The following is a 15,436-nucleotide window of genomic DNA, read 5'->3' on the forward strand; positions in this document are numbered from 1 at the left end:
CCGCGCGCAAACGGAGCTGACGCAGATTGCCGCATGGCAACATCGCCTAAATCCGGCCCGGAAAACTCCCTAAAATTTAGGTAATGGCGGAGCGGGGTAACCATTTCGCAAGCAATAAAAGTTACCGAATTGTCAACCCAGTCTGGAGACTTTGAACGTGAGTGAGCAGCAGAGCGAGCCGGTCAGCGGTCAAGCCGGCGCCGAGACGGCGGCGAAGAGCGAGCCCGTGATGGCTGCGGCCGGTGTCGAGGCTGTCAGGCTTGCGCCCGAGCAGGAAGAGACGTCGCCAAAGGCCGACGCGCCCAGGATGGACGCGCCGAAGGTTGAATCCCCCAAGGTTGAGCCCTCCCGGCTCGATCCCATGATTGAAGCCAGGATCGACGCGAAGATCGAGCCGACCAACATGGACGTGCCCAAGGTCGAGACCGGCAAGCGGGAAGAGCCGCGTTTCCCGGGCAAGCTGATGATCATGGCGCCCGGTGACCGGACCTGGGACCACGAGGCCTCCGCCTCCAAGCCGGGCGCCGAGCAGGCCGCCAAACCCGCCGGCACGCGCCGGTTCGGGGCCATGGCCGCCGTAATTGCGCTGGCGACCGTGGCAGGAGCCATCGGTGGCGCGCTCGCGACCGCCGGGCTTGGCCATCTTGCCGCCCCCGCCGCTGCCTCCGTCAGGGATGTGGCTGCCCAGGATGCTGCAAAGGACGCCGCCGCCAAGGAAGCCGCCGATGCCTCCTTCGCCCGGATCGAATCCGAAATCGCCGCGCTCAAGGCCAATGTGGAGCAGACCGCCAAGGCCGGCCAGGCCCAGTTCAGCAAGGCCAGTGACCGGATCGAGAAGGTCGAGAAGGCCCAGGCCGAGCCGCTGGCCAGGCTCAACAAGCTCAGCGATACCGTCGACAAGCTCCGCGCCCCGCAGACGACCGTCGCCGCGGCGACGCCAGCCCGCGAGGTCACGGGCTCGGTCCCCCCGGCGACTGCCGCGGCAGCACCTGCGGCCCCGAGGCCCGAGGTCGGCCGCCTGCCGGTGGTCGACGGCTGGGCGCTGCGCGACGTCGGCAATGGCGGCGCGCTGATCGAGGGCCGCGGCGGCATCTACGAGGTTTATGCTGGCGATCCCGTCCCGGGTCTCGGCCGCGTCGACGCCATCCGCAAGCAGGACGGCCGTTGGGTGGTCATCACCAGCAAGGGCCTGATCGTCTCCCGCTGATCGACCAAACGCGAGGATACCAAGGCGCTTCACCGCGATGTGAAGCGCCTTTTTTCTTGAATAGGGTTTGCCGTGCGGTGTTAGTGGGGCATGAGCTGCGCGCTGAAATGCCTCCTGGTGATGTCCATTCTGCTCGGTGGCGCCGTGCTTGCACGCGCCGCGGAGGATCGCGCGCTCGAGCGCGGCACGGCGGTGATCGATCCCGCGATCCTGCGCGAGCTCGATCATGGCCGCCTCAGTCTCGGCCGGATGCTCTCGCCGGAACGCTCCACCGAGACGCCGCTGTCGAACCGCGATCTGTTCGGATTGCCTGCGATGGTGCCGGTGCGCGAGGCGCTCGATCGCGAGTTCGATCGTTATGTCGGAAAGCACAAGGAAAGCCTGCCGAACGAGAGCATCGGGGTCGGCGACGGCTTTGCGTTCCAGCTGTTCGACCGCACGCTGTTTGAATCCCCTGACGTTCGCTTCGTGCTGGCCGGCATCGTCAACCGCATGGATCGCGCCTATGTGGCGCCGAAAGATTGCGGCGAGATCCGGCTGATCTACCGGCTGACCCGCACCGATGTGCCGCTGATCGGCGAGAACGCGGTGTCGCAGCGGCTGCCGATGACGCTGAACCTGGTGCTGAAGGCGAAGGGCGACGGCAACGATGCGTCGCTGACCTGCCGCGAGATCGCGCGGCGCTGGCTCGCGACCGGCAGCGCGCCGCCGGCGATGGACAAGCTGTTCGGCAAGGATGGCCCGCTCGACCTGATCGATGTACGCAATATCGATCGGATCGAGACCAATCTGCAGATCGCGCACGCGCCGAAATCCGCGGTGCGCGACTTCCGCACCGACTATCTCCTGAAAGTGTTCGACTATGACGGCGCCGCGAAACGCTTTGCCGAGGCGCCGCTGGAGAACCAGATCGATCGCGATCGCATTCTGGCCGACGAGGCGCTGAAGCGTGACTTCAAGACATGGCTGCTCGATCCCAAGCATTTTGCCGAGTTCGATCGCGGCACTTTGCTGATCCCCGATCGCTTCCTCGCAACCGGTACGGTCGCGCCGACGCCGACCGGTTTTGATATCAGCGACTTGGAGCCGGAGTTCGGGCTGGTGCAGGGCGAGGGTGCGGCAGGCAATGCGCTGTTCTCGGAAGGTGACGTGGTCGGCGCGTTGCAGAAGGCTGCGGCCGATGGAACGAAGCTGCAAAACGTCCAGTCGCTGGCCGGCTTCGAGCGGCGCCTGAACGACGTTACCTGCGCCGGCTGCCACCAGACCCGCGGCATTGGCGGCTTCCATTTCCCCGGCGTCGACTGGATGGCGGCAAAACCGTCGAACTCCACCGTGGTGCCGGCCTCGCCGCATTTCTTTGGCGACCAACCTCGGCGCCGCGATATTCTCGCAAGTTTCCGCGACGGCAAGGCGCCGGACTTTTCGCGCGGCTTCTCCAACCGGCCGCAACTACGCGCCAGCGCCGAGCTAGCCGGCACCGAATACAGCGACGGCTGGGGCGCGCATTGCTATCTGCCGGGCGCCAGGCCGGCCGAGACCGACCGCAGCTTTCGCGGCTGGATCTGCGCCGAAGGCCTCGCCTGCCAGGTCGCGGGGAAGACCTCACGGATGGGGATGTGCTTCGTGAAGGGCCGGTAATTCCAGCCGGAACCGAAGCGGCTGCGCGTCATTATTTGATGCTACATTGCGGTTCGCAACCACGACCCGAACAGCCCAGCCCTTGAGCGGAGACCGGCGGATGAGTGCTCCCGAGCAGGACAAGCAGCGCAACCGCGAGATCGCGGCCAACGAGGCCGAGCGTCAGGCGGTGAGCGCCGTCCGTGTCAGCAGCTGGGCGATCGGGCTCGCGGTGATCGTCGCCGTCATCGCCGTGGCCCTGGTCTGGGCCTGGATGAAAAAATAGTCACTCACACGTAATGCTTCAGGCGCGGCCGCGATCCGGGTGAGGGGTACAGGTCTCACCTGCATCTGTGCTCCCGGGGGAAGCCTGTCTCCCCGCAAGAGCGCGGCGAGGGAGGAGCAGCATCAGCTCGACCTCAGGCCACCGCGCCGGAGGCGCGCAGCTTCTGGATCGTGGCCTCGTCGTAGCCGGCCTGGCGCAGGATCTCATCGGAGTGCTCGCCGACCTCGGGCGGCTTGCGCGGCTGCACCTTCTTGGCGCCGTCGATGAAGATCGGGCTGTTGACGGTCAGCATGGTGTCGTTCTCGAAGCGCACCAGCACCTCGTTCTCGATCATCTGCTTGTCGTTCGGGATGTCGTCGAGGATGCCGACGACGCCGAACACCAGGCCGTTGCCGTCGAGGATCTTGCGCCATTCGGCAAGGTCCTTGCCGGCGAACACCCCGTCGAAGATCTTGATCAGCTCGACCGAGCGCGCATGGCGGTCCGCCTTGGTGGCAAAGCGGGCGTCGGCGAGGAGGTCCTCACGGCCCATGCAGCGCGCCAGCGTCGGCCACTGCCGGTCCTCGTTGAGCAGCGACAGGATCAGCCAGCGGCCGTCCTTGCATTTGTAGTGGTTGGTGACCGCGTTCAGCGCCTCTTCGCGCGGCTTGCGCTTCTTGAACTTGGCGCCGGCGAGCTTGGCCTGCGCCAGCACGCCGTTGGCCCAGACGCCGTTGGCCATCAAATTGGTCGAGACATGCGAGCCCTTGCCGGTCTTCTCGCGCTGGAACAGCGCGGTGACGATCGCGCCGTAGAACGCCATCGCACAGGGATGATCGCCCATGCCCGCGACCGAACGGGCCGGCGTGGTGTCCTCGTCGGCGCGTACCAGATCCATCAGGCCGGAGCGGGCCCAATAGGCGTTGGAGTCGAAGCCGGGCTTGTTGGCCTCTTCGCCCTTCTCGCCGTAACCGGTGAAGGAGGCGTAGATCAGCCGGTCGTTGAGATGCGCAAGATGATCGTAGGTGATGCCGAGCTTCTGGCGCACCTGCGGCGGCATGTTGGTGATGAACACGTCGGCCTCGGCGACGAGCTTGTAGAGCACCTGCTGCGCGTCTGGTTTGGTGAGGTCGAGCGCGAGGCTCTTCTTGTTGCGGGGCCTCGAGCATCCACGCGAAATTGTGCTCGCTCGCGGGATAGCCGGGCAAATTGGGCAGATTGCGGTAGGGGTCACCGGCGCCCGGCGGCTCGATCTTGATGACGTCGGCGCCGAAGTCGGACAGCACGGTGGCGGCCGCGGGCGCCGCGATGAAGCTCGCGCAGTCCAGGACCTTGAGCCCGTCAAAAATGCCTTTTTCCATCGTGCCGTCGCTCCCGTGGCGCTTGTTGGTGTTTTTCCGGTAGCTGGAATTATCGTGTGCGATGATCCCGATCGGACCGCCATTTGACCCATCTCAGGGGCACGATGCAACGGCTTGTTGGGACGTCATTGCGAGCGGAGCGAAGCAATCCATACCTCAACTCGGGGATAGATGGATTGCTTCGTCGCTTCGCTCCTCGCAATGACGGCGACTGCTACTCCACCCCCGCCATCAGCGCGGCATTGCCGCCCGCGGCGGCGGTGTTGATCGTCACTGTCTGCTCGGTCGCGAAGCGTGTGAGGTAGTGCGGGCCGCCGGCCTTGGGGCCGGTGCCGGAGAGGCCGCTGCCGCCGAACGGTTGCACGCCGACGACCGCGCCGATCATGTTGCGGTTGACATAGATATTGCCGACCTGGAGACGGTCGATCACGTGCTCGATCGTGTCGTCGATGCGCGAATGGATGCCGAGCGTCAGCCCAAATCCAGTTGCCTCGATCGCGGCCAGCACGTCGCCGAGCCGTTCGGCGCGGTAACGCACGACATGCAGGATCGGGCCGAACACCTCCTCACGCAGCTGGCTTGCGGCCGACAGTTCGAAGATATGCGGCGCGACGAAATTGCCGGCCGGCGCCTCGCCGGCGAGATGCACCCGCGCCTCGTTCTTCATCCGCGCGATATGCGCGTCGAGTCGCTGCTTGGCCTCCGCATCGATCACCGGTCCGATATGCGTCGACGGTGCGGAGGGATCACCGATCTTCAGTTCGCGCGCGGCGCCGGCGATCATCTCGATCATCCGGTCGGCAACGTCGTCCTGCACGAACAGCAGCCGGAGCGCGGAGCAGCGCTGGCCGGCGGAACGGAACGCCGAGGTCACGACATCGTCGGCGACCTGCTCGGGCAGCGCGGTGGCATCCACGATCATCGCATTGATGCCGCCGGTCTCGGCGATCAGCGGTACGATCGGCCCGTCCTTGGCCGCCAGCGTCCGGTTGATCGCGCGCGCCACCTCCGTCGAGCCGGTGAACACCACGCCGGCGATGGAGGGATGGCTGACCAGCGCGGCGCCGGCCGCGCCGTCGCCCTGCACCAGATGCAGCGTCGATGCCGGCACGCCGGCCTGATGCAGCAGCGCGATGGCCTCTGCCGCGATCCGCGGGGTCTGTTCGGCCGGCTTCGCGATCACCGCATTGCCGGCCATCAGCGCCGCCGTCACCTGGCCGAGGAAGATCGCGAGCGGGAAATTCCATGGCGAGATCGCGACGAAGGCGCCGCGGCCGCGCAGCTCCAGCATGTTGCTTTCGCCGGTCGGTCCGGGCATCGCCTCGCCTTGCCCGAACAGCTTCCGGCCGAGCGCTGCATAGTAGCGGCAGAAGTCGATCGCTTCGCGCACCTCCGAGAGTGCGTCGTCGAGCGTCTTGCCGCCTTCGCTCTGCAGCAAGGCGAGGAAGTGCGCGCGGCGCTGCTCGAGCAGGTCCGCGGCCATGTCGAGGATCGCCGCACGTTGGGCTGCCGGCGTGCCGTCCCAGGCCTTGAAGCCACCGCGGGCGGCCGCGACCGCGGCATTCGCCTGCTCGACCGTCGACGTTGCGACCATGCCAGACGCCGCCTTCGGTTCGACGGCAATCGAAGACGTCAGCGCGTCGAGCGCCTTTCGCTCGCCGAATTCGATGCCGTGCGAATTCTCGCGCTGCGGCCGATAGAGATCGGCCGGCAACGGAATTCCGGAGTGAGCAGCGCTGCTGTCGGCGCCGATGATCTCGGCCGGGCGGCGCAACAGGTCCACGATGGATACGCGATTATCCGCAGCCAGCGCTACGAAGGACGAGTTGGCGCCGTTCTCGAGCAGCCGGCGCACCAGATAGGCGAGCAGGTCGCGGTGGCTGCCGACCGGCGCATAGGTGCGGTGGGCGATCTCCGGCCTGTCGTCGCCGAGCTGTGCGTAGAGCGCTTCGCCCATGCCGTGCAGCCGCTGGAATTCGAAGCTCGCGGGATCGTCTGACAGTTCGAGGATGGTCGCGACCGTCAGTGCGTTGTGGGTGGCGAATTGCGGAAACAGCCGCGGCCGCAGCGCGAGCAGCTTTCGCGCGCAAGCGACATAGTTCAGATCGGTCATCGCCTTGCGGGTGAACACCGGATAGCCGTCGAGGCCGCGCTCCTGCGCGCGCTTGATCTCGGTGTCCCAATAGGCGCCCTTGACCAGGCGCACCATCATCCTGCGGTCGAGCGCGCGCGTGAGTGCATCGATATAGTCGATCACCTCAGTGGCGCGCTTCTGATAGGCCTGGATCGCAAGGCCAAAGCCGCTCCAGCCGGCGAACGACGGGTCGGCGAACGCGGCGGCGATGACGTCGAGCGACAGCTCCAGCCGGTCAGCTTCCTCGGCATCGACGGTGAAGTTGAGGTCGAACGCCTTGGCGCGGCGCGCAAGATCGATGAGTTGCGGCACCAGCTCGGTCATCACCCGGGCGTGGCTGACCGCCTCGAAGCGTGGATGCAGCGCCGAGAGTTTGACGGAGATGCCGGGCCGGTCGGGCAGGGGCTGATCGCCGGCCGCCTTGCCGATCGCGTCGATCGCGCGGGCGTAGGATTCGAAATAGCGGCGGGCATCGTCGGCGGTGCGGGCGCCCTCGCCAAGCATGTCGAAGGAATAGCGTGAGCCGCGCGCCGTATGTGATTGGGCCCGCGCCAGCGCCGCCTCGATGGTCTCGCCGAGCACGAAATGGCTGCCCATCAGCCGCATCGCCTGCCGCGTCGCGGCGCGCACCGCCGGTGCGCCGAGCCGCTTGGTCAGCCGCCCGATCGTGCCCTGCGGCGTCTCGCCGGGCTGAATCACGCGCGCCGACATGCCGAGCGCCCAGGCCGAGGCGTTGACCATGAACGCGCTGGATCTGGTCTCGTGGTTGACGAAGTCGCCCTGGCCGAGCTTGTCCTCGATGAACTGGTCGGCAGTGCGCGCGTCGGGCACCCGCAACAGCGCCTCCGCCAGCACCATCAGCGCCAAGCCCTCCTTGGTCGACAGCGCGAACTCGCGCAGCATGTCCTCGACCCCGCCGAGCGGATCGTCGTTGGCCCTGATCGCCTCGATCAGGCGCCGCGCGGTGCGGTCGACCCCGGCCTCCTGGTCCGCACCAAGCCTGGCATCCTGGCGCAGGCGGCCGGCGATCGCGGTGTCATCGGGGGCGTAGGGCGCGCTGAACGAGGGCGGGAGCGGCGACGGGTCTGGCATGGCGGTTCCTTGGCGGTCCTTGGCGATTCCTTGGGGTTGCACCGGAACACCTACGCGCGGTCGCACCGCAGTTCGATAGACAAATTACCAGATTTGCCTTAGAAAATCCGGATCATTTCAGATATTGCCGTTGATATGACAGAGATAGACAAGACAGACCGCAAAATCCTCTCGATCCTGCAAGGGGATGGCCGGATTGCCAATGTGGAACTGGCCGAGAGGATCGGCCTATCGCCGACCTCGGTCGGCGAGCGGCTGAAGCGGTTGCAGCGCGACGGCTTCGTGGAGGGCTACGGCGCGCGGCTCAACCCGCACCGGCTCGGGCTCGGCCTCCTGGTGTTCGTCGAGGTGCTGCTCGACAAGACCACGCCCGATGTGTTCGAGCGCTTCGCCAAGGCAGTCCAGATCGCGCCGGAAGTGCTGGAGTGTCACATGGTGGCCGGCGGCTTCGACTATTTGGTCAAGGCGCGTGTCGCCAACATGACCGCCTATCGCAGGTTTCTCGGCGAGACCCTGCTGGCGCTGCCGGGCGTGCGCGAGACGCGAACCTACGCCGTGATGGAGGAAGTCAAGCGCGACGCGCCGCTGCCGGTCGGCTGATAGGCTCCGGATATGATCCACAGCCATGCGCAGGATGTCTTGGCATCGCGACGCACCCGCGATAATTCTGCCCTCATTTGGGGGCCGCGACATGGACGATGCCAATCAGCCGATAGGTGCGAAGCGAGCCGGGGTTGCCGGCGCGTTATGCGCAGCCGTCTTGTCGCTGTTCGCGATGACGCCGTCTCGCGCGGCCGAGTTCAGCTCAGGCATCATGCAACTCTATACATCGGTTTCGATCTATCCGCCGTCGGCCTCGGCGATGACGGTGTGCTACGGCTTCGTCTGCCGGCGCCGCGAGATGCTCGACTTCAGCGGAGCCGACCGGGCGGCCCTGACCAGGATCATGGCCACGGGCCGCGCCAACGCCGCCGCCGAACGTGCGGCCGTGCAGAAGGCTGTGATCTGGTTCGATCGCCGGATGGGGCCGATCCTCGGCACCGACAAGCGTGTGGCGAAAGCGGACTTCCGCGCCAACGACGACAAGCACAATTACGATTGCTGGGACACGACGCGCAACACGACCAGCCTGATGCTGGTGATGCAGTCGTGGAACCTGTTCAAGTTCCACGACGTCGGGGATCCCCACTATCGCGGATTTTCGCTGGGGCAAACGCCGCACAACACCGCGGTTCTGCTCGAACGCGCCACCAAGGTGGAATGGGCCGTCGATCTCTGGCCCCGCGGCTATCTGCAACCGCCTGACGTCATGACCGTCGCTAAATGGGTGACGGAAGATTGAACGGCTGACCGTTCCTGCCGCGCGCGCTCCGTTCCCGGCGCAGCTTTTTCCGTCACGACCCGCGGCATGATGGAGAGAGACATCCCGCGATTGTCGGTGAGGCTGACGTGCGGCGGGCCACAGCAATGGGGCGGTGCCGGATGTGACGGTCAAATGGCCAATAGCGGCACGCGATCGGTGGCGGCCGAAAAAAGTTCAGCGCCGTGGCGCGCGGGCACCGTGCCCGCTCCGCTGAACGTCACGTCGTGTGATGTTGGATCGGCCCTCACTCCCGGATCTTGTCCGAGAGTGCGCCGCTGGATCTTGCGCGGTGCGCTAGACCTTGAGGTTCTCGGCTGACGTCTTGCCGCGATTGGCGATCTCTTCGTACTCAACAGACTGGCCTTCGTTGAGGCTCTGAAGGCCGGCCTTCTGAACTGCTGAAATATGAACGAAAATGTCCTTGCCGCCTGTTGCGGGCTGGATGAATCCATAACCCTTGGTCGGGTTGAACCACTTCACTGTACCTTTGGGCATTCCAGTCGTCTCCGCGGAATCAATCGAAAACAGACCAGTCGGTCCCCGCACAAACCGGCTTGTCCGTACCGCACAGGATAGCAGTTTGAAAAAAGCTGGGTAGATCAAACCACGGTGTGTTTTTGCCCGGAAACAACCCGCTTTGCAGGGTTTTGGCGGCGGATTGCCTGTTTCGTGGTCAATTGATGCGCTGCAAAAAAGATCGGTTCCACTGAACCAAATTGGATCAATAGTCCCGCGCGCGGGCGTTCGGCCGGCGCGCGGGCAATGGACAGGCCGCGTCTCAATAGGTCGCGGAAAGATACTCGACGATCTTGCCGACGTCGGCCTGGTCGATCGGTGCGCCGTAGACCTTGATCATCTTGGTCACCTCGGCCTGCCAGAAGTCCTTCTTGAACTTCTCGCCCTGCGGCTGGGTCTTGATGTAGTCGGCCGAGTGGCAGGCGGTGCAGTTGTTCTGCACCACGTCGAGGTTGGGACCGGGCTTGAAGGTCGCGGTCTCCTCGGGAAGCGCGTAGTTGACTGGCGCGGCGACAGCTGTGCCGATCGACAGCATGGCGATCGCGGCGAGGGAGGGAAGCAGCTTGCTGGTCATGATGCTTCTCCTCACGCCGCGGTGACGCGCACGGTTTCGACGACGTTGCGCAGATAGCCGGCGGGATTCCACAACGGATCCATCGGCTGGGTGTCGCCGGCATTGTTGGTGGCGCGCACCTTTAGGTCCGAGGGGCCGGCCGGGAGTGCCACCTTCAGCTTCCATTCACGGAAGGCGTATTTGCCGAGATCCTTGCCGAGCTTGGCCGGTGTCCAGCTCTTGCCGCCGTCGGTCGAGACCGCGACCTCCTTGATGCCCTTGCCGCCGTCGAAGGCGATGCCGCGCAGCATGGTGCGGCCGGCCTTCAGCTTCGCGCCGTCGGCAACGCTGGTGATGAACGAGCGCACCGTGAAGCGGTTGATCGGGATCGTCCCCTTTGGTGCGGTGCCGGGCTCGACGGCGTTGTTCGGCGTGTCCGGAATCCGGTAGGCCGATTTCATCCAGAAGCCCTCGAAGACGTTGTCGATCACGGTGATCTCGTTGAGATGCTTCACCCAATAGGTGCCGTAATAGCCGGGCACCACGAGGCGGAGCGGGAAGCCGTTGAGGAATGGCAGGTCCTCGCCGTTCATGCCCCAGGCCAGCATCACCTCGCCGTCGCGCGCATGGTCGATGTCGAGCGCCTTCACGAAGTCGGGCGTCGTGTCCATCACCGGACCGTCCATGCCATTGAAGGTGACCTGCTTGGCGCCGGCCTGCACGCCGGCCATGTCCAGCACAGTCTTCAGCGGCACGCCGTGCCAGCGCGCGCAGCCCATCGCGCCGTTGCCAAGCTGACCGCCGGCGACGCGCGGATTGAAGAAGCCGCGGCTGTTGCCGGAGCACTGGTTGACGGCGACGAGCTCGACAGCCTTCAGCTTCCGGATCTCCTTCAGCGACAGCCTCACGGGCTTGTCGACCTTGCCCTTGATCTCCAGCGTGAACTTGTCCGGATCCAGATCGTAGGGGATGCCGGCGAGGTGGTAGCGGACGAAGAAAGCATTGTTCGGCGTGAGCGGTCCGTCGTTGAAGACCGCAAACGGCGTTTCCAGCTGCGGCGGCCGGGCGGTTAGGCCGATCATCGGGCGCTTCTGCGGGTAGCGCACCAGCGGCCGTTCGCCATTGCCGAAGGGCAGCGTCACGGCGTCGAGGGCGAATGCGCCCCTCGATCCCAGCCCCGTCACCAAAGCGGCCAGGCCGGCGCGCTTCATCAAGTCTCGTCGATCGAGCATTCCGCTTCCTCCGAAGCTGTTCTGTCGTGAACTGGTCATCACCAGGCTCACCTTGCCTTGCGCGCCTTCGCATCATGGAATGCGCGCGGCGATCAATGTCGCATCGGGCAACTGCAAGTCAATTGAGCTTTCGCAGCGTCCACCGCCGCTGCGTCGCAACAACGAAAAGCCCCGGTCGCATGCGGCGACCGGGGCATTTCCATCAAGAAGAAGGTTCGATCAGTAGCAGACGTTCACGGTGCGATAGCGATAGCCGTAGGGCGTCAGCACCAGGCGGGTGACGTAGCAGCCGGAATCGACGAAGCCGACGGAGATGCCCGGGCCGCTCCAGAAGTGATGGTGATACGGATGCCAGAAGAACGGTTTGGCCGAAGCCGAGGTCGGCGCCAGCGCGGCGGCAGCAAGCGTTGCGGCAGTCGCGAGAGCAAGCGTGACTTTGCGAAGCATGGTCGTCTCCTTCAGATGCGCGTTGAGCTCTGTCGCGGCGCGGTTGCAGTGTTACCCATCGCCAGTCAGTCGCATCCGGCACCGGGCGCGTTCGAGCATCTCCGCTCAACGCAGCTTCGGATGTGCGGCAGGTCACATTGGGTGAAGGGGGGAGATGAACCGGTCAGGCCGCGACGGCGTGCCGGTCATCGACCAGCGTGGACAGGACGCGCGTTGTCTCGACGGTGCGCACGGTCATCGGCTCGTTGCGGCCGCGGATCGCGACCTCCTGCGCCGGCAGGGCATCGTCGGCGAGCCCTGCGGTGACGCGCACCTCGTCGGAGATGACCGCCTCGCAGGCCAGCGCTTTCGTCATGTCCTGCAGCCGTGCCGCGACGTTGACGGCATCGCCGAGCGCGGTGAACACCATGTGGTCGCGATAGCCGATGTCGCCCACGATCACCTCGCCGCCATGGATGCCGATGCCGAAGCGGATCGGCTCGCGCAAATCGTGGCTGAGAAACTGGTTCAGCTCGTCGATATTGGCTGCGATCAGCGCCGCCGCGCGCAGCGCCTGGCGGCAGGCCACCTGCCGGTCGGTGGTGAGCCCGAACAGCGCCAGCATGCCGTCGCCGATGAACTGGTTGGGCCGGCCGCCGGCTTCCAGCACCGCCTGCGACACCGCGCCGAGGAAGCGGTTGACGATGAACACGGTGTCGAACGGCAGCCGCTTCTCGGCAAGCTGCGTCGAGCCGCGCATGTCGACGAACATGCTGACGAGATAACGCTCCTGGCCGACCCGCGTCGGATTGGAGGCGTGCGCATTGGCCGACATCGTGTGCGGCAGGAACAGCTGAAAGAAGGCCAGGTCGCTGGTCGGCCGCAACTGGCAGGCCAGCCGGATCGACGGATCGTCGGTGCCGACCCGGTGCAGCACGAAGGCTTCGCGCGGGGAAGGCTCGGGGAGGGCGGCGTGATCGCCGATGATCCGGATGCGGCAGGTCGAGCAGCGCGCACGGCCGCCGCAGACGCTCGCATGCGGCACGTTGTAGCGCAGGCTCGCTTCCAGCACGCTCAATCCCTTCGGCACCCGCAGCGTGCGGCCGTTGCCGTAGGACAGCGCGATCATGCCGCCGCGGCGTTCCAGCAGGGCACGCGCGCCCCGCGCCAGCAGCACGAGGCCGAGCAGGGCGAGATAGCCGGATGTCAGGCCACCCGTGATCTTCTCGAGCGTGGCAGCCTGGGCCGCCGTGCCGAGCTTCTGCATCGACAGCTCCTCGCGCCGCCAGTCGGGATCCTGATAGTCCTCCATCGTGGCGCGGCCGCCCTGATAGATGCCGAGCATTGCCAGGGTCGGGATCAGCACGGCCGTGGCCAGCAGGAACGGCGCAGCCCACCGGAAGAACGCGCGCAGCCGCAGCCAGAAATACAGCCCGATGCAGCCATGCACCCAGGCGATCAGCAGCACCGCAAACATCAGCCACAGCCGGACCGGCGAGGCGATGAAGAAGGTGTAGAGCTCCTGCGGGTAGAGCTTCTCGTGCCCGTACATCGTCTGGCCGAGCCGCACGCCGACGATGTGGATGATGATGAAGACCGGGATGCTCAGGCCGAGCACCAGCTGCAGCGGCTCGATCGCCTTCCAGTGGAACTCGCGGCGCTGATACAGCGCCCAGATGCCGAGCCCGGTATGCACCAAGCAGGCGCCGTAGAACACGATCGCGACCGGCAGGAACTGCCAGAATTCGGTGTGGTAGTGCACCCCGATCGCCATCGCGTCGGTCGAGATATTGCCGAGCGCGTGGTTGAGGAAATGGCTGATCAGGTAGGCGAACATGATCGCCCCCGTGACCAGGCGAACCTGCCGCTGGCCGACGCCGCGGGCCATTTCCTGCAAATGTTCGCGCGAGGGGGAGGCCATGTGATTCATATCGGCAATTCTAGTGCTTAATTCCCGCGCTGAACACCACCGCGGGTCCGGACGGGCCGCGGTAGCGGGCACTGCAGCACGTTGACACTCCGTTAAGAGTCGAACAAAAAGCGCCGTGACGATAGCCCGAGCCCAATCCGGAGCCGATAACATCAGCGCTAAGCCGGCCCGTTCGCGCGCGCCGGATTGGCGCGGCGTCATCGCCGTGATCGTCGCCATGACCGCGATGCGGCTGGTCTATGCCCATGCGCTCGATCTGCGCACCGACGAGGCCTATTACTGGACCTGGTCGAAGGAAAACGTGCTGTCCTTCCTTGACCATCCCCCGATGGTCGCCTGGTTCATCCGTTTTGGCACAGCTGTTCTCGGCGACACCAATCTTGGCGTCCGCATCAGTGGCATCGTGGCGATGCTGGCCACCCAGCTGCTGCTCGCGGACATCGTCCGCCGCGCAACATCCAACAATGTCCGCGCCGTGATGCTGGCGCTGCTGCTGCCGGAGGCAGCGCTTTATTACGGATTATTAATGGCCAAGGTCGCGCCCGACACGGCGCTGATCCCGTTTTCGGTTGCAATGTTGTGGTCGCTGGTGCGGCTCGCGCAAAGCAATGACGGGCGCTGGTGGCTCGCCGCGGGGCTGTTCGCCGGGCTGTCGCTGCTGTCGAAATTCACCGCGATCATGTTCGCGCCGGCGGTGCTAGCCTTTGCATTGGTGCCGGACTGGCGCTGGCGCTGGCTGCGCAGCCCGTATCCCTACCTTGCCGCGCTGATCGCGATCGTCGTGTTCTCGCCGGTGCTGATCTGGAATGCGGAGCACGACTGGGCCTCGTTCCGCTTCCAGGCGGTGCGCGCCACCGTCGAGCGCGATCTCACGTTCCGTACGCTCGGCGAGTTCATCGGCATGCAGTTCGGCCTCGTCGGCTTCGTGCTGCTGCCGGTGACGCTGTTCGGGACGGTGCTGACGGCATGGCGCGGCTATATCAGGCGCGAGCCGGTCGCGATCCTGCTTGCAACCGCGGTGCTGGTGCCGTTCGTCTATTTCCTCTGGAAGTCGCTGACCTTGCGGGTCGGCGACACCTGGCCGATGTTCCTTTGGCCGGCGGGCTTCGCGGCGGTTGCCATCAACGTCACGCGGATGCCGTTCGAGGGCTGGTCGGTCGGGCTCGTCAAGTCGACCGTCTCCTGGGCGCGGACTGCGATCACATCGGGCATCATCTTCGTCGTCTGCGTCTTCCTTTATTACATGTTCGCGCCGTGGAATCTGATCGGCCGCACCGATCCGATCGGCACCGAGGCGGGTTACGATTTGGTGGCTGCGCGCACCTTGGCGCAGGTGCAGGCCACTCGCGCGACATGGGTCGCGGCCACGGATTATCGCACCTACGCGATGCTGCGCTGGATGCTGCGTGGACGGGTGCCGGTGATCGAGGTCAACGAGCGCGGCCGCTTCCAGGGCTTTGCCGATCCCGGCATCAGCATGATCAGTGATCACGTCGGCATTTACGTCGGGCGCGAGCCCGAGAACAACCTGCCGCTATGGAGCGAAACATCAGCGGTGCGCCAGCCGCTGGAGCGCGTGACGCGAAGCTGGCGCGGCATGGTGATGGACACCTACTCGCTGGAGAAGATCAGCGGTTGGACACCCGATCTGTCGCCGCCGCCGGACACCACGTTCTTCCGCTGGCGCGTGCTGGCCTTCTCCTTCTCCCCGCCTGCGGGGAGAAGGTCGGGATGAGGGGG

Annotated in this window: 12 protein-coding genes and 1 pseudogene; 6 read left to right on the plus strand and 7 right to left on the minus strand. The window is 65.6% G+C overall.

Annotated elements, in window-relative coordinates:
• The first annotated feature begins 151 nt into the window (after positions 1 to 151).
• The 3 genes from ACVIGB_RS39455 (at position 152) to ACVIGB_RS39465 (ending at position 3,110) form a co-directional block, all read left to right on the plus strand.
• Entirely contained in the window at positions 152 to 1,207 is a 1,056-nt protein-coding gene (locus tag ACVIGB_RS39455) for a hypothetical protein (RefSeq protein WP_456718621.1), read from the plus strand.
• Between the two features lie 90 nt (positions 1,208 to 1,297).
• Positions 1,298 to 2,845 (plus strand): hypothetical protein, encoded by a 1,548-nt coding sequence (locus ACVIGB_RS39460; RefSeq protein WP_456718620.1) that lies wholly within the window; start codon positions 1,298 to 1,300, stop codon positions 2,843 to 2,845.
• 100 nt (positions 2,846 to 2,945) lie between these two features.
• Positions 2,946 to 3,110 carry a hypothetical protein gene (locus ACVIGB_RS39465; protein ID WP_456718619.1) on the plus strand — a complete coding sequence of 55 codons (165 nt, stop codon included), beginning with the start codon at positions 2,946 to 2,948 and terminating at the stop codon, positions 3,108 to 3,110.
• Between the two features lie 133 nt (positions 3,111 to 3,243).
• Here the strand turns inward: ACVIGB_RS39465 and ACVIGB_RS39470 are convergent.
• Both ACVIGB_RS39470 and putA read right to left on the minus strand, forming a co-directional pair.
• Positions 3,244 to 4,450, minus strand: a pseudogene (locus ACVIGB_RS39470) (CaiB/BaiF CoA transferase family protein).
• Positions 4,451 to 4,664: 214 nt separating this feature from the next.
• Positions 4,665 to 7,676 carry a bifunctional proline dehydrogenase/L-glutamate gamma-semialdehyde dehydrogenase PutA gene (gene putA, locus ACVIGB_RS39475; RefSeq protein ID WP_456718617.1) on the minus strand — a complete coding sequence of 1,004 codons (3,012 nt, stop codon included), beginning with the start codon at positions 7,674 to 7,676 and terminating at the stop codon, positions 4,665 to 4,667.
• A gap of 135 nt (positions 7,677 to 7,811) precedes the next feature.
• Between putA and ACVIGB_RS39480 the strand changes: the two genes are divergently transcribed.
• Positions 7,812 to 8,276 carry an Lrp/AsnC ligand binding domain-containing protein gene (locus ACVIGB_RS39480; protein WP_456718616.1) on the plus strand — a complete coding sequence of 155 codons (465 nt, stop codon included), beginning with the start codon at positions 7,812 to 7,814 and terminating at the stop codon, positions 8,274 to 8,276.
• Positions 8,277 to 8,367: 91 nt separating this feature from the next.
• Positions 8,368 to 9,018, plus strand: coding sequence for a hypothetical protein (locus tag ACVIGB_RS39485; RefSeq protein WP_092116523.1), 651 nt, complete (start codon positions 8,368 to 8,370; stop codon positions 9,016 to 9,018).
• Between the two features lie 315 nt (positions 9,019 to 9,333).
• Here ACVIGB_RS39485 and ACVIGB_RS39490 read toward each other — a convergent pair whose 3' ends face one another.
• The 5 genes from ACVIGB_RS39490 to ACVIGB_RS39510 all read right to left on the minus strand — a co-directional run bounded on the left by ACVIGB_RS39490 (position 9,334) and on the right by ACVIGB_RS39510 (position 13,696).
• Entirely contained in the window at positions 9,334 to 9,534 is a 201-nt protein-coding gene (locus tag ACVIGB_RS39490) for a cold-shock protein (protein ID WP_021079749.1), read from the minus strand.
• Positions 9,535 to 9,817: 283 nt separating this feature from the next.
• Positions 9,818 to 10,129 (minus strand): SorB family sulfite dehydrogenase c-type cytochrome subunit, encoded by a 312-nt coding sequence (gene sorB, locus ACVIGB_RS39495; protein ID WP_456718615.1) that lies wholly within the window; start codon positions 10,127 to 10,129, stop codon positions 9,818 to 9,820.
• Positions 10,130 to 10,140: 11 nt separating this feature from the next.
• Positions 10,141 to 11,340: a SorA family sulfite dehydrogenase catalytic subunit gene (sorA, locus tag ACVIGB_RS39500; RefSeq protein ID WP_456718614.1), complete on the minus strand. Its 1,200-nt coding sequence runs from the start codon at positions 11,338 to 11,340 to the stop codon at positions 10,141 to 10,143.
• 219 nt (positions 11,341 to 11,559) lie between these two features.
• On the minus strand, positions 11,560 to 11,787 hold the full coding sequence (locus ACVIGB_RS39505; protein ID WP_456718613.1) for a hypothetical protein: 228 nt from the start codon (positions 11,785 to 11,787) through the stop codon (positions 11,560 to 11,562).
• Positions 11,788 to 11,950: 163 nt separating this feature from the next.
• Positions 11,951 to 13,696 (minus strand): adenylate/guanylate cyclase domain-containing protein, encoded by a 1,746-nt coding sequence (locus tag ACVIGB_RS39510; protein ID WP_456718612.1) that lies wholly within the window; start codon positions 13,694 to 13,696, stop codon positions 11,951 to 11,953.
• Positions 13,697 to 13,913: 217 nt separating this feature from the next.
• On the opposite strand from ACVIGB_RS39510, the gene ACVIGB_RS39515 reads away from it, so the two are divergent.
• Positions 13,914 to 15,431, plus strand: a complete 1,518-nt coding sequence (locus ACVIGB_RS39515) for a glycosyltransferase family 39 protein (protein ID WP_456724969.1) — start codon at positions 13,914 to 13,916, stop codon at positions 15,429 to 15,431.
• Positions 15,432 to 15,436 lie beyond the last annotated feature (5 nt).

This window comes from Bradyrhizobium sp. USDA 4341 (genome assembly GCF_054063755.1).